Origin of the sequence: Enterococcus sp. DIV1067f, from assembly GCF_050543505.1 — a bacterium.
GTDB lineage: Bacteria > Bacillota > Bacilli > Lactobacillales > Enterococcaceae > Enterococcus_D > Enterococcus_D entomosocium.
In genome coordinates this window covers 2,113,281-2,133,630 of sequence record NZ_CP172940.1, presented here as the reverse complement: position 1 = coordinate 2,133,630, position 20,350 = coordinate 2,113,281, and the positions used below count along the sequence as shown (strand labels likewise).

Sequence of the window (20,350 nt, the reverse complement as noted above, 5' to 3'; positions counted from 1 at the left end):
CAAGGTATTTACTTATGAGAAGAGACAAGGAGGCAATTATGAAGCTGGATTTTAGTAGCACAGTATTTTTTTCGAATAGTGATATTGAATTTGACAAACCTATTAATTTTGTTTTTGGAAAAAATGGTACTGGTAAATCGACAATTACTAATCTTGTGAATGAACAGTATGGCGATAGTCTAGATATTCGTGTATTTCAAGGTTTTGATTCTATTATCGGAGAAGATAAAAAATTGAATGCAGTTACACTCGGCGAAGAGAATACTTCTATAAACGAACAAATTACAGATAAAGAGGCTGAAAAAGACAATTTAATTTTAAACATAGAAAAAATGTCAAAGGAAATTAGGGAGCCTGAAAACAAAAAGATAGTGAATGTATTTTCGAAACTTGAAGATAGTAAGAAGGAAAAGAAGAACAAGAATAAAGAAATCGAGTCATTCTATACTCAGTCTGCAGCAAAAATAGCTAAGGATAACCGACTAGTTGAAAATGCACGCACATACCGTAAAGACACCTTTAAACGCGAGATTCCATATGCAAATCTTCTTGAACAAAACGATATTAAAAAAAATAACAGTATACTAAAATCAGAAAAGAAAACAGCGAAAACTATAACATTTCCCAAAATTAATTTTGCTAAATATCAAGAGTCTGTGAATGAGATACTTGAAGCTAAAGTAGAAAGTAAAATAGTGCTAGAAGAATTATCTGATAATCCTCAAAAAACCAACTTTGCAGAAAAAGGAATTCATATACACAATTCGGGAGATAAATGTTCCTTTTGTGGAAATATAGTTACAGAAGAACGATTGACCAAACTAAAAAAATATTTTTCGGCAGATGAGGTAGAGCTTTTAAAAAAAAGAATTCTAAACGGAAAAGAGAAAATTGAAGCTTTGAGAAACACTATTTCAGCTTTAACAGTAAACACAAATGATTTTTACCCTGATTACTTAGAAAGGGTAGGAGATCTCAACAATAATATGACCTTATTAGTTAAGAATCAAATTTCTTTTTTAGAAGCTCTTTTGTCTGCCTTAAATGAAAAAGAAAAGAACTTGTTCAAAGAGGATGCAGCATTAAATTTAGATTTTCCAGAAAATTTTGATGATGTTATTTTTGAATATGAGGAAATAGTAAATTTGAATAATAATTTTTCAAATAATCTGAAAACTAAACAAAGTGAAGCAATGCGTGCTTTAAGACTTCATGAAGTAAAAAAAACAATTGATAAATTCAAGTTGGATTCTGAGCTAGTTAAGTTGGAAGCACTAGATAGAAGAGAAGCAGAAGCACAAAGTAATTTTAATGTTGAAGTAGCTAAAATAAAAAATGAGAAAGATAAAATTGGTGAAATTGACAATGAAATATCTGCTCTCAAAAACAAGACAAAAAATACTGAAAAGCTTGCGCATAATATCAACAACAAGTTAAGATATTTGGTATCATTTGAAATGATCAGAAAGAAAGTTGATGATCAAGAATTTTACGAAATAAAAAACCATCAAGGAGAAATAAGACCCATAACTGAGTTATCAACGGGCGAAAAGAATATTATTGCATTTTTATATTTTATTGAAAAACTCTCGGAAGTTTCAGATTTATCGAATGTTACTAACAAGGTTATTGTTTTTGATGATCCAATGACTTCAAATGATGATACAATGCAATACTTGATTATTGATGAACTACAAAAAGTAATAAAAATGTGCGATAAGAAAAGTTGTTCAGACCAGTTCATTTTGCTTACACACAATACTTTTTTCTACTTGAACTGCTCGTTTGAGATTAAAAATAGAAGAGATAAAAAAAATGCTTTTGAAGAAAGCAATTTTTACAAGTTACAACGATGTGATAATCAAACAAAAATTAGTAGAATTGAGAATAAAAATCAAGACTTTAAGACAAACTATGAAGCTTTATGGCATGAACTAGTATTCTTGTACACAGAAGATAAACCCGAAATGATGTTAAATCCTATCAGACGTATTATTGAAACATATGTTGTCTTCAATGGAAAGGAAGACTTTTATAAGAGCAACAAAGATGCAAAAAATTTATTTAATACTAATTCTCACTATTTTCCAGATTTGGAGGCTGATTTAAATGGGAAAGGTAGAGAAGATATCAAAAATATGATGAAAAAATGTTTTGATGATAATGGAGCGGTAGTTCATTTTAATAAACATTGGAAGAATGCTACAAAAAATGGATAAGACGGGACTGTGACATAAGTCCAAAAAGAAAACCACAAGAAATGACGACTAAGGCTCATTTCTTGTGGTTTTCTGGATAAAATAAAAAAAGAGCACCAATCGCCGCCGATGCCTTCAAAGATGTGAACACCGCTAGTAATCCTAGAGAAACTAAAGTTGTAGAAATCATCAATCTTTAAAAGAAATGTTTATGAGAAAGACAAGGTTTGACTGAATTTTTAATACGAAGCAGTGGGAAATAGGTTCGTGATAATCTCATAAAAAAAAGCTAGGAATCAAGATTCCTAACGATTTGCTAGCGCTGTGCACGATAATATAACGTTCCAGGAGGGATTCGAACCCCCGACCGTTCGCTTAGAAGGCGAATGCTCTATCCGGCTGAGCTACTGGAACAAATAAATTTCAGCGAATGCTCACTTCGCCTAAGCTGTTGAAATCAATCAGCAACAAATAACATTATAGAAAAAGGGCGCAGCAATGTCAATCGCTTTTCGCCCTTTTCTTATTTTTTCTTTGAAAAAAGGAAGCGCAGCTGCCCTCAACCTTTCTCAGGTTCCTCAAGAATTACGCTATCTGCTTCTTTCGTAATGAGAATCACACCATCTCCTAAAGGGACAAGCGTGGAGGTCAGCTGAGGATGGTTCATCACGGTATCCAAGAAAAGATTCAATTTGCGATGGATCGCTCGCTGGTTACGAGGGATTTCTTCGATGGGGTGTAGAATCGTTCCAGCTTGAAATACGTCATCCACCATCAGCACACCGCCTTTGCGTAATAGACGCAGACATTCTGGTAAAAATTCAATGTATTTTGATTTGGCGCTGTCCATGAAGATAAAATCATAAGGGCCACTCAATGTAGGTAGAACGTCTGCCGCTTGTCCTTCTAATAGCGTGATTTTTTCTTCATTTCCTAAGCGAGCGTAAGTTTCTTTGGCTTTGCGGATCATGACGTCAAAGCGATCGATCGTTGTGACATGACCATCTTTCACACATTGCGCCATCAAGCTTGAAGAAAAACCGATCGCTGTGCCGATCTCAAGGATTTCTTTTGGCTGGAGTTGTCCTAATAAAAACTGCAAAAAGACCACTGTTTCATGTGGGATGATTGGCACTTCTTTTTCATGAGCGGCTTGCTCGATTTCACCAAGTTCGCCGGGTAATTGCTTTTGTTTTTCACGCATAAACGCCACTAGTTCTGGTTTGACTACTGGACGATGCATCATTTCGTTGCGCATCTTCATCCTCCTAATTTATCGCTGCCCCTTATTATACGAATAACTCACCTTAAGTTCAATCTTTTCGAGTCTTTGGAACAACAAAAAAACCAGTCATAAGACTGGCAGGATAAAGGGGTGAAAAATATTTTTGGGATATTTCTATCATAACGGTGTTATGTGGAGGTTTGGTTAAAATCCTGTGAAGATCTCGTCAGGTTCTGCTTAAATTTTCATCAAGAAGAAAAGCAACCCATCAACAGGGCAAAAACGAACTTTTTATCGAAATATTCAGAAAATTCAGGGAAAAGTGTTGACAGAGGAACCTGCTGTTTGGTATCTTCATAACAAGATAAAAAAAGTGATAGGTGACGACGATGGATAAACGATTGAAACAAACAGCTGCATTTTTATTATTATTATCGTAAGGACTCTTTTTCTATGACCCGCCTTTTTTAAGGCATCATTTGAAGAGTCCTATTCGCATTGCATGAAGGAAACCCTTTATGGAGTGCTTTTTTTATACCATTTTTTCAATTGTGTTTGAATGAGGTCGCGCCAAGCGTGCTCCTACCACTGCTAAGGAGGAAATAGTGATGAGAAAAATCCAGTTTTTTGATACGACATTGCGAGACGGTGAACAGACCCCGGGAGTCAACTTTAATACGAAAGAGAAGGTTCAACTGGCGCTGCAATTAGAAAAATGGGGCATCGATACGATCGAAGCAGGTTTTCCGATTGCATCAGAAGGAGATTTTCAAGCAGTCAAAGCGATTGCTGGGGCGGTGACGAAAATGACCGTTGCAGGACTTGCCCGTTGTCAAAAAAAAGACATTGATCGTGCCTATGAAGCTCTTTATCAAGCCGTCGATCCACAGATCCATGTCTTTCTAGCAACGAGTAAGGTGCATCGCCAGTACAAGCTGAATATGACGAAAGCAGAAGTACTCGCTTCCATCAAAGAACATGTGACTTATGCGCGTGAACGCTTTGAAAAAGTTCAATTCTCGCCAGAAGATGCCACCCGCACCGATAAAGCCTTCTTGCTTGAGGCGGTTCAAACAGCGATTGATGCCGGCGCGACGATCATCAATGTGCCCGATACAGTAGGATTTACCAATCCTACAGAATATGGTGCGCTTTTTGCCTATTTGATCGCCAATATCAAAAGCGAGCAGCAGATCATTTTTTCTTCCCATTGTCATGATGACTTGGGAATGGCGACAGCCAATGCGCTGGCGGCTATTGAAAATGGTGCTGATCGGGTGGAAGGAACGATCAACGGGATCGGCGAACGAGCGGGCAATACTGCATTAGAAGAAGTGGCCTTGGCGTTGCATATTCGCAATGATTTCTATCAGGCTACCTCCAACATCAAATTAAACGAAACAAAACGAACCAGCGATCTGGTGGCACGTTTGTCAGGAATCACGGTACCGAAAAACAAAGCGATCGTCGGAGGCAATGCTTATGCCCATGAATCAGGGATTCATCAAGATGGCGTCTTGAAAAATCCTGAGACCTACGAAATTATTACCCCACAGTTGGTGGGGGTAGAAACCAACTCGTTGCCTTTAGGCAAACTTTCTGGCCGCCATGCGTTTGTCGATAAAATGCAGCAACTGGGCTACCAGTTTGACCAAGAAGAAACCAACGAATTGTTTAAACGCTTCAAAGAATTGGCAGATAAAAAGAAGCAAGTGACCGAACAAGATTTGCTGGCTTTGGTGGCCGATCAAGGCCGCAGCCAAAAAGGCGGCTGCGAGTTGGACGCCGTTCAGCTACAATACGTGTCCAATGGCCATCAAGGAGCAGTGGTTTCTATCATCAAAGACGAGGAAAAACAAGTGGCATCAGCCATCGGTGCCGGCAGTATCCAAGCTATCTACAACTCGATCGATCAGATTTTCCAGCAGCAGCCGAAGTTGTTAAATTATGAGATCACTGCCTTGACCAGTGGGGAAGATGCGCAAGCGGAAGTGCACGTGGTCATTGAATGCCAGAAAACCAATGAAAAAATCAGCGGGATCGGCTTAGACTTTGATGTCTTGCAGGCGTCAGCCAAAGCATATGTACAGGCTAGCGCAGCTCTAAAGAATCGAGGTGTCCTTGTTTGAAAAAGATCGTGGTTTTAGCAGGAGATGGCATCGGACCAGAAATTATGGACAGTGCCCTTGCGGTATTGAAAGCGGCTTGTCCGAACCATCTCCAACGCTTTCATTTTGACCAGCGGCCATTTGGTGGGGCGGCGCTGGCACTTACTGGAGAGCCATTGCCGCAAGAAACACTACAAGCTTGCCAGCAGGCGGATGCGATCCTTTTAGGAGCCATCGGTGATCCAGCTTGGGAAAACGCACCGACAACACCCGAGAAAGGACTTTTGAATCTGCGTCAAGCGTTAGGTCTATACGCCAATATTCGACCCATCAAAGTAGTTGATGCGGTGATTGCTTTGTCTCCCATCAAAGAAACGATCCTTCGAGGGACAGATTTTGTCATCGTTCGTGAGTTGACTGGCGGTATCTATTTTGGCGAAAAAGCAGAAAAACCTGAAGAAGCCTACGACATCAATCATTATCACCAAGCAGAGATTCGACGGATTTTGCGTAAAGCCTTTGAGATCGCCCGTACGCGGAAGAAGCGGGTTCTCTCTGTCGATAAAGCAAATGTGTTGGCGACTAGCCGGCTTTGGCGCCGATTAGCGGAAGAAACGGCACAGGATTTCCCGGATTGTCAGTTGACTCATCAATATGTTGATTCCGCCGCTATGAAAATCATCCAAAATCCCAAAGACTTTGATGTAATCGTGACCGAAAATCTCTTTGGCGACATTTTAAGTGATGAAGCCTCGGTTTTGCCGGGGTCATTAGGGGTGCTACCAAGCGCAAGCCATGGTGCAGAAGGGGTTTCTTTATATGAACCGATCCATGGCTCGGCACCGGATATTGCTAGGCAAAATTGTGCCAATCCGGTTTCCATGATTTTGTCTGTCGTGATGATGCTAAGAGAGTCCTTTCAAGAGGAACAGCTGGCAGATACCATCGAAAGTGCGTGTTATGAGGTAATGAATGCGGGAATCTTGACCCGTGATTTAGGTGGGACGGCAACGACAACTGCCTTTACAGAAGCGGTTATTGCACAGTTAGGAGTGAGCAATTATGGGGAAAACGCTGTTTGATAAACTATGGGATCGGCATGTGATCACAGGAGAAGAAGGGCAGGCGCAGCTGCTTTATGTCGATCTGCATATGATCCATGAAGTGACGACGCCGCAAGCCTTCGAAGGATTGCGGCAAGCGGGACGGACAGTTCGCTGTCCCGAAAAAACCTTCGCAACAATGGATCATAATGTGCCTACCAAAGATATTTTTACCATCACCGATCTGGTTGCAAAAAAGCAAATGGATACGTTACGTAAAAACTGTCATGATTTTGGGATCGAATTGTGTGACAATGGCTCTGCCAACCAAGGAATTGTCCATATGGTTGGCCCAGAAGTAGGCTTGACCCAACCAGGAAAAACGATCGTTTGCGGTGATTCCCATACTGCCACCCATGGTGCTTTCGGCGCGATCGCATTTGGGATCGGTACGAGTGAAGTGGAGCATGTCTTTGCGACACAGACGATTTGGCAGACAAAACCGAAACGCATGGGAGTTGAGATCACCGGTCAGCTGCAGCCGGGGGTGTACGCCAAAGATATTATTTTGGCATTGATCGCGACGCATGGCACAGATTTTGGTGGTGGCTATGCCGTAGAATTCTTTGGCGAAACGATCCGCAACCTGACGATGGAAGAGCGCATGACCATTTGCAATATGTCGATCGAAGGTGGGGCGAAAATGGGCTTGATCGCACCTGATGAAACGACCTTTGCTTATGTGAAGGATCGACGCTTTGCGCCACAAGCGTTTGCCAGTGCGGTGACGGATTGGGAAACCCTGTATACCGATGAAGGTGCCAACTATGATGCCCTGATCACCTTAGACGCAGCAACCTTAGAACCTTACATCACTTGGGGCACCAATCCAGAAATGGGAGTACCGGTCAGCGAAACGTTTCCTGAAGTGCGAGATCACAATGATCAGCAAGCCTATGAATATATGGCACTGCACCCCGGACAGACGGCTGCCGATATCCCCATCGAATACATCTTTATCGGATCGTGTACCAATGGTCGTTTGTCTGATCTGCAAGAAGCAGCGGCGATTTTGAAAGGTCAGACCATCAAAGAAGGGGTCACTGGCATTATCGTTCCTGGTTCACGCCCTGTTCGTAAAGCAGCGGAAGCTATCGGTTTAGACAAAGTCTTTATTGAGGCTGGTTTTGAATGGCGGGAGCCTGGCTGCTCCATGTGCCTAGGAATGAATCCTGATAAAGTACCAGAAGGCGTCCACTGTGCCTCCACGTCAAACCGGAATTTTGTTGGACGGCAAGGGAAAAACGCTCGGACGCACCTTTGTAGTCCAGCAATGGCGGCAGCAGCTGCGATCCATGGGCGTTTTGTCGATGTACGAGAAGTGGTTGGAGGTGTTGGTTAATGGAAGCTTTTACGCAATTTGAAGGTACGACGCTGCCTTTGATGAATGACAATATCGATACCGATCAAATCCTACCGAAAAATTATTTGAAGCGCGTTGAAAAAACGGGGTTTGGCGAATTTTTATTTGACGATTGGCGCTATTTGCCGCAACGCAAGCCTAATCCAGCATTTATCTTGAATGATCCAGCATATCAGACCGCTCAAGTCCTCGTCACTGGTGATAATTTTGGTTCTGGCTCTTCTCGAGAGCATGCGGCATGGGCGCTGTTGGATTACGGCTTTAAAGCCGTGATTGCTGGCAGCTTCGGTGATATTTTCTATATGAATGCCACCAAAAACGGGCTGCTGCCCATCGAGCTGCCTTTGACTGTTCGCCAAAGGATCGCCTCGCTGCCTGCTTCTGAAAAAATCAGCATCGACTTGCCGAGGCAATGTGTGATCGTTGCCGGGGAGGAGCATTTCTTTGCAATCGATGCTACCTGGAAACACAAATTGATCCACGGTCTCGATGAGATCAGTATCACCTTGCAGGAAGAGGCGAAAATCACCGCCTATGAGCAGACGATTCCAGCGTATTGGCAGTAGGGCTAGGGGACTGGTCGTTATTCGTCGGCTGGTATTTGTGAAAGAATGTTTCTTAACCCTCGCCAATCAGCTTCGATTTGCGGAGTCAACGTCCGATTATAAAAGATCGCAGCGGGATGATACATCGGCACGATCAGATATTCTTTTTCCGACCATTGATAGCCATCCTTTGTCGGATTGCTTTCTTGAATTTTGGAACGGATCACTTCGCCATGGTGGTCTTTGATATAATAGGCGTTGCCTAATAATCGCTGTAGTCCGATATTGCCAACAGTTGCAATGACGGGCGGATCCACGATGGACAACTCGTAGTCAAGCAGTGGTGCGTGTAGCAAGACTTCCTTTTTGGTAGGTGTCCGATTGGGATGGACGATCTCATGGGCACCGCTGCGCTTGTTGATTCGTTCTTTGACGGAATATGGACGGCTGCGGACAGCGCTGGTGATGTAGACATCCTCACGGGTCAAACCGGCTAAAGCCAACGATTTCATCAATTCTTTTCCTGCTTGTCCGCTAAAAGGAATAAAATTCTCGATTTCGGTTCGACCAGGGGCTTCACCAACGATCATCAATTTGGGCTGCAGCGGTCCTTGACCTGGAACAAATCCTTCCAACGGATAACTGCGGGATGCCTGTTGAACGGCAGTGGCTAATTCTTTGGGGTATTGCATGAAAACTCCTCCCATTCTGTTTCGCTTGTGCTCTTTCTTCTATAGTAATAGAAAATAAAAAATGCACAAAAGGAAATGACTAGTAGCAAAAGAATTCTGTCTTTTCCTTAATTAGTGATTGACTTTAGGAAAACATTTTGATAAAGTTAATCTGTTGTAATTGTGGACTCCACAGCTACAACCGCACAGAACAAGTAGTAAGTACGAAAGTCACTTGGGATGGCGAGTCTAAGTATATTATAAGGAGGTGCTGTAGAGCATGTACGCAATTATCAAAACTGGTGGTAAACAAGTAAAAGTTGAAGTGGGTCAAGCAATCTACGTTGAAAAATTAGACGTTGAAGCTGGACAAAAGGTTACTTTTGATGAAGTTATCTTAGTAGGTGGCGAATCAACAAAAGTAGGTGCCCCAATCGTTGCAGGAGCAACTGTTGAAGGAACTGTTGAAAAACACGGCAAACAAAAGAAAGTCGTAACTTTCAAATACAAACCTAAAAAACATTCACACCGTAAACAAGGTCACCGTCAACCTTACACAAAAATTGTTATTGACGCGATCAACGCTTAATTCTTACGAAAAGCAGGGTAACGAATATGATCAAAGGGACATTCAAACGAAATGACTCTGGTCGGATTGTTTCTTTTGAACTAGCTGGACACGCACAAGCAGGAGAATACGGCAAAGACATCGTCTGTGCTGCAGCATCCGCTTTAGCGATCAGTGCAGTCAATGGGATCGATGCTTTGGCTGGCGTTGCGCCAAAAGTTGAAGCAGATAACGAAAATGGTGGGTACTTATTAGTCACACTGCCTTCTCGTTTGACCCAAGAGCAGTCGAATATCGCACAAATTCTTTTAGAAAATTTGTTGATCGGCTTGCAATCAGTTCAAGAAGAGTACAACGATTATATCCAAATCAAAACTACTAAAGAAAACTAGGAGGTGCATCTCATGTTGATGAAAATGAATTTGCAATTCTTCGCTCACAAAAAAGGTGGGGGTTCTACTTCTAACGGACGTGACTCTCAATCAAAACGTTTAGGTGCGAAACGTGCTGACGGTCAAACCGTTTCAGGCGGATCAATCCTTTATCGCCAACGCGGTACTAAAATTTACCCAGGGGTAAACGTAGGTATCGGTGGAGATGATACATTGTTTGCAAAAGTTGATGGCGTTGTTCGTTTCGAACGTAAAGGCCGCGACAAAAAACAAGTATCTGTTTATCCAGTAGCGCAAGAAGCATAAGAAAATGACATCCAGATTACGTAAAAGTAACCTGGGTGTTTTTTTATACACCAATGAAACCGTTTTAACGAAATAGTTATTTATAATAGCTTAGATAAGGAGTGAAGCAATGATTCAATTAAAAGAAATCACGAAGGAAAACTATCGTGCGTGCATGAATTTGAAGACAACGAAGGAGCAAGAAGATTTTGTTGCGCCCAATTGGTACTCAATGTTAGAGGCGATCTATGAGGAACCACGTCAGGCATTTGCCCTCTACAATGGTGAGGATATGGTCGGCTTTCTCTTATTTAGTTTTTACGAAGCGGATGAGGATTATCCAAAAGCTTCGTGGTGGATCGAGCGGTTTATGATCGCAGAAAAATTCCAAAATCAAGGGTTAGGCAGTCAGGCGTTTCTTGCTGGGTTAGATTGGTTCAAAACCCATATCCAAGCGCAAGAATTAAGGATCTCCGCTGTAGATGGCAACGAGATCGCAACAAAGCTTTACGAACGAAACGGCTTTGTCTTGACAGGTGAAATGATTGATAACGAGCATGTACTCTTGTTGCAGCTGCCAACGGATCAAGGGTAAATGACTCTTTCTACAGTAAAAAATGAGGTCAAAGGCAGAGGTTCTTAAGGGGATTCTCTGCTTTTTTTATTGGTGTTTTTCCGGTCCAAAAAGTGTGCCGTCATTTTCTGGCTAGATTTTTCAAGAAATTTTGTGCACTTAGGGTAAGAATTACGAGTATATCCATGCTTTGTTGTTCACAAAGTTCCTTTTGCGATTAACGAAATCTTTACACGTTGACAACACAAACCTTATATTCATTTGATACTCTGAGGAAGTAGAACAAATGGAAAGAAACTTTCGAAAAACGTTGATTATTGAGAATGTGCTCACGAATGATTTTGGTAAAAACACGAACATTATCAAAAAAGAAAACGTTCGTAATTCGAAAAAGATTGTTTTTGGTTCGTTGATTTTTTATAATCAAAAAGGAAAGTTCGGAATTCCGTGAGTTCGATTTTTTTAATGAAAAGGAGAAAAAGTGATGAAAGTTTGGAAGAAAACGGCAATGTTTGGTTTAGGTTTGGTGGCAGCAGTTACGCTGGCGGCATGTGGCTCAGGTGGAGCAAGTACTGACTCGGCGGCTGAAGAAGCAGGATATGTACCAGAAAAGTTGACCGTTCAATTTGTTCCATCACAAGCAGCAGAAACATTAGAAGCAAAAGCAAAACCACTTGAGCAATTATTAAGTGATGAATTGGGGATTCCAGTCACTGTGAGTGTTTCCACTGACTACAATACAATCGTCGAAGCAATGGCTTCGAAACAAGTAGATGTCGGCTTTTTACCGCCGAATGCCTATGTTTTAGCAAATGAACAAAGCAATGTTAAGGTGCTATTACAAGCACAGCGTTATGGCATCAAGCAGCCTGGTGGGGAATCAACGGATGAATTGGTTGATAGCTATCGCTCAATGATCGTCGTAAAAAGCGGCAGCGATATCAAAGAGTTGGAAGATTTAAAAGGCAAAACGATTGCCACGCAAGATGTTACTTCTTCTGCCGGTTATGTTTGGCCAGTAGCAGAAATGAAAAAAGCAGGCATCGATATCAATACGGATGTGACGACTGTTCAAGTCAAAGGCCATGACCAAGCGGTCTTATCTGTCTTGAATGGCGACGTTGACGCAGCGTTCGTTTTTGAAGATGCCCGCAACACGGTCAAAAATGATTACCCAGAAATCATGGATGAGGTAGAACCAATGTACTTTACCGAACCGATCCCGAACGATACGATCAGTGTTCGCAGCGATATGAGTGAAGAGTGGGACAAAAAAATCCAAGATGCCTTTATCGCGATCGGTAAAGATGAAGAAGGAAAACAAATCATCTCTGATATTTACTCTCATGAAGGATACGTTGTTTCACAAGACAGCAATTTCGACATCGTAAGAGAGTATGCGGAACAAGTCGGACAATAACTAATAGATGAATAGATCGGGAGGGTACCGGTAGTTGAGGTACCCTTTTCGAATGGAAAGCAATTTTTACCTAATGGAAAGAAAGTAGGAGAATCATGGCTCTAGAGAACGAAACGATTATTTCATTTCAGAATGTGACCAAGCAATACCCAAATGGGGTATTAGGTTTGAAGGACTTAAACATCGATATCAAAAAAGGGGAATTTGTCATCGTAGTGGGTTTATCAGGAGCAGGAAAATCAACGATGCTGCGCTCCATCAATCGACTGCACGAGATCACGAGTGGCGAGATTTTAATCGATAGCAAGTCGATCACAAAAGCAAAAGGAAGAGAGCTACGCTTGATTCGTCGAGACATTGGCATGATTTTCCAAAGCTTTAATTTGGTGAAACGTTCGAGTGTCTTGCGAAATGTCTTAACTGGGCGAGTAGCTTATCACCCAACGATCAAAATGTTGCTTGGTTTGTTCCCGCAAGCGGATAAAGAGCTGGCTTATCAATCGCTGCAGCGGGTCAATTTAGCAGAAAAAGTCTATACTCGAGCCGATGAATTGTCTGGCGGTCAGCAGCAGCGGGTTTCGATTGCCCGTGCTTTGACGCAAGAGCCGAAGATTATTTTAGCGGATGAACCGGTTGCTTCCTTAGATCCTTTAACCACTGAAAAAGTCATGAATGACTTAAAACGGATCAATCAAGATCTGGGGATTACCATCGTAGTCAATTTGCATTCTGTCCAATTGGCAAGAGAGTACGGCACGCGGATCATCGGGTTGCGAGACGGAGGCTTGGTTTTTGATGGCCCTGTCAGTGAAGCGACCGATCAGCGATTGAAACAGATTTATGGCAGCGAGATCATAGAAGAGCAGGAAGGGGCAGGACAATGACGACAAATACGTTGCCGAAACGCAGCGGACTATGGAAAAATGTTCTGTGGCTCGTCATTTTTTTAGTGGTATTGTTCGTTAGCGGCTCTATTTCAGGCGTTGATTTGGCACGGTTCTTTAGCAATAGCAGTCAAATGAATGTCATTTTACAAAAGATGGCTCATCCTGATTGGGCATATGCCAAAATCATTGTTGAGCCGATTTTGCAAACGATCCAAATGGCGATCATCGGCACGACCTTTGGTGCACTGGCGGCCTTTCCGTTTTCGCTTTTAGCAGCACGAAATATCATGACGAATCATTGGATCAGCGGTTGTTTCCGTTTTGTTTTAAATATCATTCGGACAGTACCTGATTTGATGCTGGCGGCTTTATTTGTTGCCATTGTCGGAATCGGTCCCGTTGCCGGGGTGATCTCCATCTCTGTGTTTTCTTTTGGGATGATCACCAAATTGTTTTATGAATCGATTGAAACGATTGATGAAGGTCCGATCGAAGCAATCACAGCTTCTGGAGGATCGAAGTTTGACATCATCCGCTATGCAGTCGTACCGCAAGTCATGAGCCATTTTCTTAGTTACTTGCTTTATGCCTTTGAGATCAATGTGCGGGCATCGACGATTCTTGGGTATATCGGCGCAGGCGGAATCGGTGTTTTCTTACAACGATCTTTAAGCCAATTTCGATATGACCAGACGTCGATTATCGTCTTAGTGATTTTTGCAGTTGTTTTGGTGATTGATACCATCAGTAATAGATTAAGGGAGCGATTGTTATGATGTTGCCAGCAGAACCGAAAAAGAAAAAAATACGGAATTGGCTGATCGCAGTAGTCGTTATCCTCCTTTATATTTGGGCTTTTGCTGGCGTGCCTTTTGCGGGTGTTAAAGAAAATGTCGGTCAAATTGTCGGCTCAATCTTTTATGGCCTGATCCATCCTGATTGGGGCTATGTTTATACCGGTGATGGCGAAGATTTGATCAGTTTGATGATCGAAACCGTTGCGATCGCCTTTGTGGGTACGTTTTTATCCTCAATATTAAGTATTCCTTTTGCCTTTTGGGCGGCGCGCAGCAAAAACAGCCCTCGCTGGCTATCAGGTTTCGGTAAAATCGTGCTGACGGCGATTCGAACGTTTCCAGAAATCGTCTTAGCGATCATGTTCATCAAAACAGTGGGTCCCGGATCCTTTGCTGGTGTTTTGGCAGTTAGTGTCCATTCCATTGGGATGTTGGCGAAACTCTATAGCGAAGCGATCGAGAACATGGATCACGGTCCTTCAGAATCGGTCGTTAGTGCGGGAGGAAATCGTTGGGATGTGTTAGGCTTTGCGACATTGCCACAATTGATTCCAGAATTTCTTTCTTTTACCTTGTATCGTTTTGAACTGGCTGTCCGTTCAGCTTCGATCTTAGGGATCGTAGGGGCAGGTGGGATCGGTACGCCGATGATCTTTGCCATCAATGCGCGATCATGGAGCCGTGTAGGAATCATTTTATTAGGGATCGTTGTGACGGTCACGATCATTGATTTTATTTCTGGGCGCTTGCGTAAACGATTGGTTTAATAAAATGAGGTGCGTACTCGAAAAAACACAGTCTGCATAGGCTGTGTTTTTTTGCAGCGGATAGGCGGATGTCGTTTAAGACAGGTTTCGTGAAACTTGTTATACTGGATTCATAGAAAATGAACCCAAACAAGGAGGCTGTTTTATGAAAGCATTATTGATCGTCAATCCAAGTTCTGGTGGGGAACAAGCGAAAGAATTTGAGGAGATGGCAGAAGAAAAGCTGCGGGAAGCTTTTTCAGAAGTCGTTGTCAAACATACCGAAAAAGAAGGAGATGCTACACGTTTTGCCTCTGAGGCAGCAGCAGAATTTGACAGTGTCTTCGCAATGGGCGGTGATGGTACCGTCAATGAAGCGGTCAATGGCTTAGCTCCTCATGACAAACGACCAAATTTCGGTTTCTTCCCGCTGGGCACAGTAAATGATTTAGCCAGAGCATTAGCGATTCCACTAGATCCCAAGGAAGCCATCGAATCATTTGCAGTGGATCACACCCGCAAAATCGATATTGGGCAGGTTAATCAAGACTATTTTACCAATGTAGTGGCGATTGGTATGATTCCAGCGGCGATCAACAATGTGGAAGTTGAAGAAAAAACCAAGCTGGGAAAAATGGCCTATTTTGTTTCTGGTCTACGGGAAGTGCGGAAAAATGAAAGTCATCCGTTTGAAGTGACCGCCGAAAATAATGGCGAAAAAACGACGATCGCTGTGGAAAGCAGTACGATGATCGTTGGTTCATCCAATACGATCGGCGGTTTCGAATCTCTTTTGCCTAAAGCGAGTACCGATGACGGCAAATTACATCTGATCTACTTAAAGGATACGAATCTTTGGGAAACTGTCAAAAGCGTGCCTGAGCTTCTCAAAGGAGTTACGGAATCAAATGATGTTCTTGGTTATCAAACTTTTGATAAAGCAACGATTCGTTTGACGGATGGGGCAACGATCGAAACGAATGTCGATGGTGATCCAGGGCCGGAATTGCCAATCACAGTAGCGGTGCTGCCGCAACATCTTACCGTGTATTGCGGAGTTGAAAAAGCCCGTTAAATCATTCATAACTAGGAAACTATCCGTCAAAAGCGGATTGTTTTTTTTATTCAGAAAGAGTATACTGGGAAAAAATTTACTGAAAGAAGGGGTTCTATGACGATACGTTCTGCCACGATTGCAGATGCCCAAGCCTTGACAGCAATCTATGCTTATTATGTAGAAAATACACCGATTACCTTTGAAACTGAGGTGCCATCGGTTCAAGAATTCGCGGAACGCATCGCCAAGACCTTGAAACGCTACCCGTATCTCGTTGCAGAAGAGGCTGGTGAAATTGTCGGTTATGCCTATGCGTCAGCCTATAAAGAACGGGCGGCGTATGATTGGACCGTTGAAGTAACCGTTTATTTAGCGCCGGATGCCAAAGCAAAAGGGCTCGGCACCGCTCTTTATCAAGGGCTTGAAGAAAAATTAAAAGTGCAAAACGTGGTCAATCTGACTGCGTGTATTACAGGAGGCAATCAACAAAGCGAGGCTTTTCATGAGAAGCTTGGGTATCGGAAAGTTGCTGATTTTGCGCATGTCGGCTATAAGTTCAATCAATGGCACGATGTGATTTGGATGCAAAAAGAACTGCAATGGTTTCCTGATCAGGTGCCAACGTTCATTCCCAATGAAAAAGCCTAACACATCCTGACTTTTGAATATCTTTTTTTGGCAAAATGCTTTATGCTGAGAGTAGCATGTGAAAGGACGTTCTATTGTTCTTTCGAACAAAGTATTTTGCTTTTTCTGTGTGGAAAAAAAGTTGCTTTTTTATAGAAAAATGAGTAAAGTATTCAAGTGGAAAAAACAAGGAGGCGAAGCTGTTGGGCAAGCGAATCGAACGGATTTATCAATATATCGTCGAAAATACGATGAGCGGCTTAGGGGAAAAGAAGGGGTTGTCTACTTCAGAAGTTGCCGATCATTTAGCCATTCAGCGCAGTAATGCCAGTAAGGATTTAAATAAGCTTGTTAAAGAAGGGCGCGTCGAAAAAAGCGACTCGCGGCCTGTTCGTTATTGGGCGGCAGGGGTCGATCCCAGCAGTAAGGAAAAGTATGTCCCAAGCTACAAAGAAAGTCGCCCGCAAAGAGAAAAAGCCTTCCCTCAACGAGTACAAGGAAAACCCTCTGACCGAGATATTTTTGCGACGATCATCGGTGCCAACGGAAGTATGAAAAACGCTGTTGAGCAGGCGAAAGCAGCGATCTTGTATCCGCCGAAAGGGCTAAACTGCTTGATCACAGGGCCTACTGGTTCTGGGAAAACGTACTTTGCCCATGCGATGTTCCAGTTTGCCAAAAGCAATCAAGTAATTGCCGATGACAAAGAATTGATCGTCTTTAACTGTGCGGACTATGCAAATAACCCAGAGCTTTTGATGAGCCATTTGTTTGGTTATGTACGGGGGGCATTTACGGGTGCCGATCAAGAGAAGATTGGTATTATTGATCAAGCGGATGAGAGTATGTTGTTTCTCGATGAGATCCATCGATTACCGCCAGAAGGGCAAGAAATGATTTTTTACTTTATGGATCATGGAACCTTTAGCCGTCTAGGAGAGACGGGCAAAAATCATCAAGCGAATGTCCGAATCGTTGGTGCTACTACCGAAGACCCCAACTCAACGCTATTAGATACCTTTACCCGACGCATTCCCATCAATATTCAACTGCCCTTTTTTGAGAAACGACCCGCATCAGAAAAAGTCGATCTCGTTCGGGTATTAGTCGGGCAAGAGGCGACCCGTATTCAGCGGACGATCTCCTTGACAGAAGATGTGGTCAAAGCGTTGATCGGCAGTGTCAGTTTTGGGAATATCGGTCAATTGAAATCCAATGTCCAGCTAGTCTGTGCACGGGGCTTTTTGAATCATATGCAACAAGATGAGATTGAAATCGATTTGATCGATTTGCCAGAAGGGATTCGTTCAGGATTGATCGTTTTGGGGAATCGCCGCAATGAGCTGGCAGAGCTTTCTAAGATCCTTGAACCGAAGATCAGCATTCAACCGAATCAAAACTTAAACAATATTCAATCAGATTCCTATGAATTGCCTTATAATCTTTACGATATTATCGGCGACAAGGCTGCTCTGCTAAAAGCAGATGGGTTAGATCAAGAAGCGATCAATCATTTTATCTCAACAGATATCAATGTTCACCTAAAGTCTTTTTATAAAGATCACGGGTTTTCCTTTAACTCGGTCAATAAATTAAGTGAATTCGTCGATCAGAAAGTGATCAGTGTAACAAATCAAATCTATGAGCTGGTTCGACAACGCTTAAATTATGATTTTCAGCAAAATTTCATCTATGCCATGAGCTTACACATCAGCTCGTTTTTGAAAAAAATCCATTTGGGAGAAGAACGACAAACCAATGACAATATTCGTCAGATGGTAGCTGATTATCCTCAAGAGTTTGAAGTCGCCAAAGAAGTCCGCGATTTTATTGGTGATAGTTTCCAAGTGGCGATTCCTGAGAGCGAATCTTATTATTTAGCGGTTCTTCTGGTTTCTCTTAGAACCTCTCATTCCTCTGGGAAAATCGGCGTCGTCGTTGCAGCCCACGGCAACAGCACAGCCAGTAGCATGGTACAAGTGGTCAAACAATTGCTGGAAGTCGATCAAGTGACAGCGGTGGACATGCCATTAGATATGCCCCCGGCTGTGGCGTTGAAAAAAATCGTGGATAGTGTACGGGCAGTCAATGATGGCAGTGGGGTGATCCTCTTAGTCGATATGGGGTCCTTAGCGACCTTTAATAATGAAATCCAGCGAGAAACGGGTGTGGCTGTTCGAACAGTCGATATGGTGACCACCTCCATCGTCCTAGAGACGGTCCGTAAAGCGTCAGTGATCGGCACGGACCTCGATCAGCTCTATGATTCATTACGGAAGTTCCGCGGATATGGAGCGGTCACTGTGGAAGAACCAGTGACACAAAACCACCATCCTAAAGCGATTCTAGCGGTCTGCGCTTCGGGAAAGGGAACGGCGCAGCGCATCAAAGAATTGATCCAAAGCTCATTGTCAAAACGTCAAAACCAAAATGTCGAAGTGGTGACGTTATCGGTGGCGGATCTGAGGACGGACTTGGATCAGATTCAACAGCGCTACCGTCTGATTGCCGCAACAGGGATCATCGATCCCCATATCGACGCACCGTTTATTTCATTAGAACGTTTTATTGACCAAGATGTTGATCTTTTGTTGGATGATATCCTATTAGAGAATGATTTGAGTTTTGAAGATGAAGTACAGCTAGATGATCGGCAGGCGAAAGAAATCTGTATCCGGTATTTAGAGGAAAACTTTACCTATGTCAATGCGAAAAAAGTAGTAGAGCCGTTGTGGAAATTTGGCGAAGAGATCATTCACGATTTGGATTTGGTAGGGGCGCAGCAAGGCTTTCAGATCAATTTTGTGATGCATGGCGCAGGTATGCTGGAGCGGATCTTACTGCGGCAGCCATTGACTGTTTCTGAAATTGATTTAGCAGCGATGGAGGAGAATCCGCTTTATGGCCAATTGCATGTGCATGTCCAATCGTTTTCACGCTTGATGAATATCGAAGTGCCTAAGACTGAAGAGTACTATCTGCTAGAGCTGATCAAAAACCATCACGAAAAAGAAATGTATTTTTAATTCTTACAAATAATACAGATACACTAAAAAAGATACAGTATTTTTTAGTGTATCTTTTTTAGTGTATTATCTGAATGCTGATTCTTAAGGTTTTTTCAAGAATAGTGTATCGGAAAAACTTGGCACGCTTCTTGCTTCTATATAAGTGGATACAGGAGGTGATTGAAAAAAGAACAGATCCTCAATATGAAAAGCGGATCGATGGATGTAGGAGGCTTGCGCAATGGGAATGGATATACGTCTTGCCCGAATCGACGATCGGTTGATTCATGGTCAGGTCGCCACAGCTTGGTCGAAAATGACTGGTATCAATCGAATCATCGTGGTCAGTGATGAAGTCGCAAATGACCAATTACGAAAGTTTCTCTTGAAAGAAGCTGCTCCACCAGGGATCAAATCCAATGTGGTGACAGTAGCGAAAATGCTTGAGGTGGCGCATAACACATTATTTAATACGCAAAAAGTCATGTTATTATTTACCAACCCTCAAGATGTCGTGACTCTGGTTAAAGGAGGCATTGACATTCGTTCCGTCAATATCGGCGGTATGAGTTTTTCAATGGGAAAACGAATGATCACTAATTTCGTGTCAGTCAATGATCAAGATCTTGCTTCATTGCTTTACTTGCAAAACCAAGGCATTGAAGTGGAGATACGCAAAGTTCCAGCTGATCGTAAAATCTTTTTGAAGGATATTTTGGAAAAAGAAGGTAGTCACCCTTAGTTTTTCGATGTTGTTTTTTCTTTCGTATTCGTGT

General features: G+C 42.6%; 19 protein-coding genes, 1 tRNA gene and 1 other annotated feature. Of the genes, 17 read left to right on the top strand and 3 right to left on the bottom strand.

Annotated elements, in window-relative coordinates:
• The first annotated feature begins 38 nt into the window (after positions 1 to 38).
• A complete protein-coding gene (locus IGJ42_RS09925; RefSeq protein WP_430615288.1) occupies positions 39 to 2,219 on the top strand; it encodes an AAA family ATPase in 2,181 nt (726 codons plus the stop codon).
• Between the two features lie 319 nt (positions 2,220 to 2,538).
• Here IGJ42_RS09925 and IGJ42_RS09920 read toward each other — a convergent pair.
• Positions 2,539 to 2,612, bottom strand: a tRNA-Arg gene (locus IGJ42_RS09920).
• A gap of 145 nt (positions 2,613 to 2,757) precedes the next feature.
• Complete coding sequence (locus IGJ42_RS09915) at positions 2,758 to 3,456, bottom strand: O-methyltransferase (protein ID WP_034872576.1); 699 nt, start codon at positions 3,454 to 3,456, stop codon at positions 2,758 to 2,760.
• 575 nt (positions 3,457 to 4,031) lie between these two features.
• Here IGJ42_RS09915 and IGJ42_RS09910 point away from each other — a divergent pair.
• From IGJ42_RS09910 to leuD, 4 genes are read left to right on the top strand one after another with little or no spacing between them, the layout of a single operon-like run.
• Complete coding sequence (locus IGJ42_RS09910; RefSeq protein ID WP_430615286.1) at positions 4,032 to 5,552, top strand: 2-isopropylmalate synthase; 1,521 nt, start codon at positions 4,032 to 4,034, stop codon at positions 5,550 to 5,552.
• On the top strand, positions 5,549 to 6,613 hold the full coding sequence (gene leuB, locus IGJ42_RS09905; RefSeq protein ID WP_142971930.1) for a 3-isopropylmalate dehydrogenase: 1,065 nt from the start codon (positions 5,549 to 5,551) through the stop codon (positions 6,611 to 6,613). Before IGJ42_RS09910 ends, leuB begins: the two co-directional genes overlap by 4 nt.
• Positions 6,594 to 7,976, top strand: coding sequence for a 3-isopropylmalate dehydratase large subunit (leuC, locus tag IGJ42_RS09900; RefSeq protein ID WP_016612253.1), 1,383 nt, complete (start codon positions 6,594 to 6,596; stop codon positions 7,974 to 7,976). The genes leuB and leuC overlap by 20 nt, the downstream gene beginning before the upstream one ends.
• A complete protein-coding gene (gene leuD, locus IGJ42_RS09895; RefSeq protein ID WP_016612252.1) occupies positions 7,976 to 8,563 on the top strand; it encodes a 3-isopropylmalate dehydratase small subunit in 588 nt (195 codons plus the stop codon). Before leuC ends, leuD begins: the two co-directional genes overlap by 1 nt.
• Positions 8,564 to 8,580: 17 nt before the next feature.
• Here leuD and IGJ42_RS09890 read toward each other — a convergent pair whose 3' ends face one another.
• Positions 8,581 to 9,234, bottom strand: a complete 654-nt coding sequence (locus IGJ42_RS09890; RefSeq protein ID WP_034872574.1) for a uracil-DNA glycosylase — start codon at positions 9,232 to 9,234, stop codon at positions 8,581 to 8,583.
• Positions 9,235 to 9,403: 169 nt separating this feature from the next.
• Positions 9,404 to 9,474 (top strand) — a sequence feature (ribosomal protein L21 leader region).
• A 19-nt stretch (positions 9,475 to 9,493) separates the two neighbouring features.
• Here IGJ42_RS09890 and rplU point away from each other — a divergent pair.
• The 12 genes from rplU (at position 9,494) to IGJ42_RS09830 (ending at position 20,316) form a co-directional block, all read left to right on the top strand.
• Positions 9,494 to 9,802, top strand: a complete 309-nt coding sequence (gene rplU / locus IGJ42_RS09885; RefSeq protein ID WP_430615283.1) for a 50S ribosomal protein L21 — start codon at positions 9,494 to 9,496, stop codon at positions 9,800 to 9,802.
• A gap of 26 nt (positions 9,803 to 9,828) precedes the next feature.
• A complete protein-coding gene (locus IGJ42_RS09880; RefSeq protein WP_005225752.1) occupies positions 9,829 to 10,173 on the top strand; it encodes a ribosomal-processing cysteine protease Prp in 345 nt (114 codons plus the stop codon).
• 12 nt (positions 10,174 to 10,185) lie between these two features.
• A complete protein-coding gene (gene rpmA / locus IGJ42_RS09875; RefSeq protein WP_003126181.1) occupies positions 10,186 to 10,479 on the top strand; it encodes a 50S ribosomal protein L27 in 294 nt (97 codons plus the stop codon).
• A 109-nt stretch (positions 10,480 to 10,588) separates the two neighbouring features.
• Positions 10,589 to 11,053, top strand: coding sequence for a GNAT family N-acetyltransferase (locus tag IGJ42_RS09870; RefSeq protein ID WP_005235322.1), 465 nt, complete (start codon positions 10,589 to 10,591; stop codon positions 11,051 to 11,053).
• Positions 11,054 to 11,516: 463 nt separating this feature from the next.
• Entirely contained in the window at positions 11,517 to 12,452 is a 936-nt protein-coding gene (gene phnD, locus IGJ42_RS09865) for a phosphate/phosphite/phosphonate ABC transporter substrate-binding protein (RefSeq protein ID WP_005235326.1), read from the top strand.
• A 95-nt stretch (positions 12,453 to 12,547) separates the two neighbouring features.
• On the top strand, positions 12,548 to 13,336 hold the full coding sequence (gene phnC / locus IGJ42_RS09860) for a phosphonate ABC transporter ATP-binding protein (protein WP_005235328.1): 789 nt from the start codon (positions 12,548 to 12,550) through the stop codon (positions 13,334 to 13,336).
• Entirely contained in the window at positions 13,333 to 14,115 is a 783-nt protein-coding gene (gene phnE / locus IGJ42_RS09855) for a phosphonate ABC transporter, permease protein PhnE (RefSeq protein ID WP_005235330.1), read from the top strand. Before phnC ends, phnE (IGJ42_RS09855) begins: the two co-directional genes overlap by 4 nt.
• Entirely contained in the window at positions 14,112 to 14,903 is a 792-nt protein-coding gene (gene phnE, locus IGJ42_RS09850) for a phosphonate ABC transporter, permease protein PhnE (protein WP_008378503.1), read from the top strand. Before phnE (IGJ42_RS09855) ends, phnE (IGJ42_RS09850) begins: the two co-directional genes overlap by 4 nt.
• Positions 14,904 to 15,048: 145 nt before the next feature.
• Complete coding sequence (locus IGJ42_RS09845; RefSeq protein WP_008378502.1) at positions 15,049 to 15,957, top strand: diacylglycerol/lipid kinase family protein; 909 nt, start codon at positions 15,049 to 15,051, stop codon at positions 15,955 to 15,957.
• A gap of 96 nt (positions 15,958 to 16,053) precedes the next feature.
• Positions 16,054 to 16,587, top strand: a complete 534-nt coding sequence (locus tag IGJ42_RS09840) for a GNAT family N-acetyltransferase (protein WP_016620451.1) — start codon at positions 16,054 to 16,056, stop codon at positions 16,585 to 16,587.
• Between the two features lie 230 nt (positions 16,588 to 16,817).
• A complete protein-coding gene (locus tag IGJ42_RS09835; RefSeq protein WP_086333089.1) occupies positions 16,818 to 19,592 on the top strand; it encodes a sigma-54-dependent transcriptional regulator in 2,775 nt (924 codons plus the stop codon).
• 229 nt (positions 19,593 to 19,821) lie between these two features.
• Entirely contained in the window at positions 19,822 to 20,316 is a 495-nt protein-coding gene (locus IGJ42_RS09830) for a PTS system mannose/fructose/N-acetylgalactosamine-transporter subunit IIB (RefSeq protein ID WP_026008065.1), read from the top strand.
• Positions 20,317 to 20,350 lie beyond the last annotated feature (34 nt).

What these genes read in the sequence shown, in the direction of transcription:
- leuC (WP_016612253.1), top strand. Translation starts at nt 6,594, where the DNA reads ATGGGGAAAACGCTGTTTGATAAACTATGGGATCGGCATGTGATCACA.
- phnE (WP_008378503.1), top strand. Translation starts at nt 14,112, where the DNA reads ATGATGTTGCCAGCAGAACCGAAAAAGAAAAAAATACGGAATTGGCTG.
- IGJ42_RS09870 (WP_005235322.1), top strand. Translation starts at nt 10,589, where the DNA reads ATGATTCAATTAAAAGAAATCACGAAGGAAAACTATCGTGCGTGCATG.
- leuD (WP_016612252.1), top strand. Translation starts at nt 7,976, where the DNA reads ATGGAAGCTTTTACGCAATTTGAAGGTACGACGCTGCCTTTGATGAAT.
- IGJ42_RS09840 (WP_016620451.1), top strand. Translation starts at nt 16,054, where the DNA reads ATGACGATACGTTCTGCCACGATTGCAGATGCCCAAGCCTTGACAGCA.
- rplU (WP_430615283.1), top strand. Translation starts at nt 9,494, where the DNA reads ATGTACGCAATTATCAAAACTGGTGGTAAACAAGTAAAAGTTGAAGTG.
- IGJ42_RS09835 (WP_086333089.1), top strand. Translation starts at nt 16,818, where the DNA reads ATGAGCGGCTTAGGGGAAAAGAAGGGGTTGTCTACTTCAGAAGTTGCC.
- IGJ42_RS09910 (WP_430615286.1), top strand. Translation starts at nt 4,032, where the DNA reads ATGAGAAAAATCCAGTTTTTTGATACGACATTGCGAGACGGTGAACAG.
- IGJ42_RS09845 (WP_008378502.1), top strand. Translation starts at nt 15,049, where the DNA reads ATGAAAGCATTATTGATCGTCAATCCAAGTTCTGGTGGGGAACAAGCG.
- phnD (WP_005235326.1), top strand. Translation starts at nt 11,517, where the DNA reads ATGAAAGTTTGGAAGAAAACGGCAATGTTTGGTTTAGGTTTGGTGGCA.
- IGJ42_RS09915 (WP_034872576.1), bottom strand. Translation starts at nt 3,456, where the DNA reads ATGCGCAACGAAATGATGCATCGTCCAGTAGTCAAACCAGAACTAGTG.
- rpmA (WP_003126181.1), top strand. Translation starts at nt 10,186, where the DNA reads ATGTTGATGAAAATGAATTTGCAATTCTTCGCTCACAAAAAAGGTGGG.
- IGJ42_RS09925 (WP_430615288.1), top strand. Translation starts at nt 39, where the DNA reads ATGAAGCTGGATTTTAGTAGCACAGTATTTTTTTCGAATAGTGATATT.
- IGJ42_RS09890 (WP_034872574.1), bottom strand. Translation starts at nt 9,234, where the DNA reads ATGCAATACCCCAAAGAATTAGCCACTGCCGTTCAACAGGCATCCCGC.
- IGJ42_RS09880 (WP_005225752.1), top strand. Translation starts at nt 9,829, where the DNA reads ATGATCAAAGGGACATTCAAACGAAATGACTCTGGTCGGATTGTTTCT.
- IGJ42_RS09830 (WP_026008065.1), top strand. Translation starts at nt 19,822, where the DNA reads ATGGATATACGTCTTGCCCGAATCGACGATCGGTTGATTCATGGTCAG.
- phnC (WP_005235328.1), top strand. Translation starts at nt 12,548, where the DNA reads ATGGCTCTAGAGAACGAAACGATTATTTCATTTCAGAATGTGACCAAG.
- phnE (WP_005235330.1), top strand. Translation starts at nt 13,333, where the DNA reads ATGACGACAAATACGTTGCCGAAACGCAGCGGACTATGGAAAAATGTT.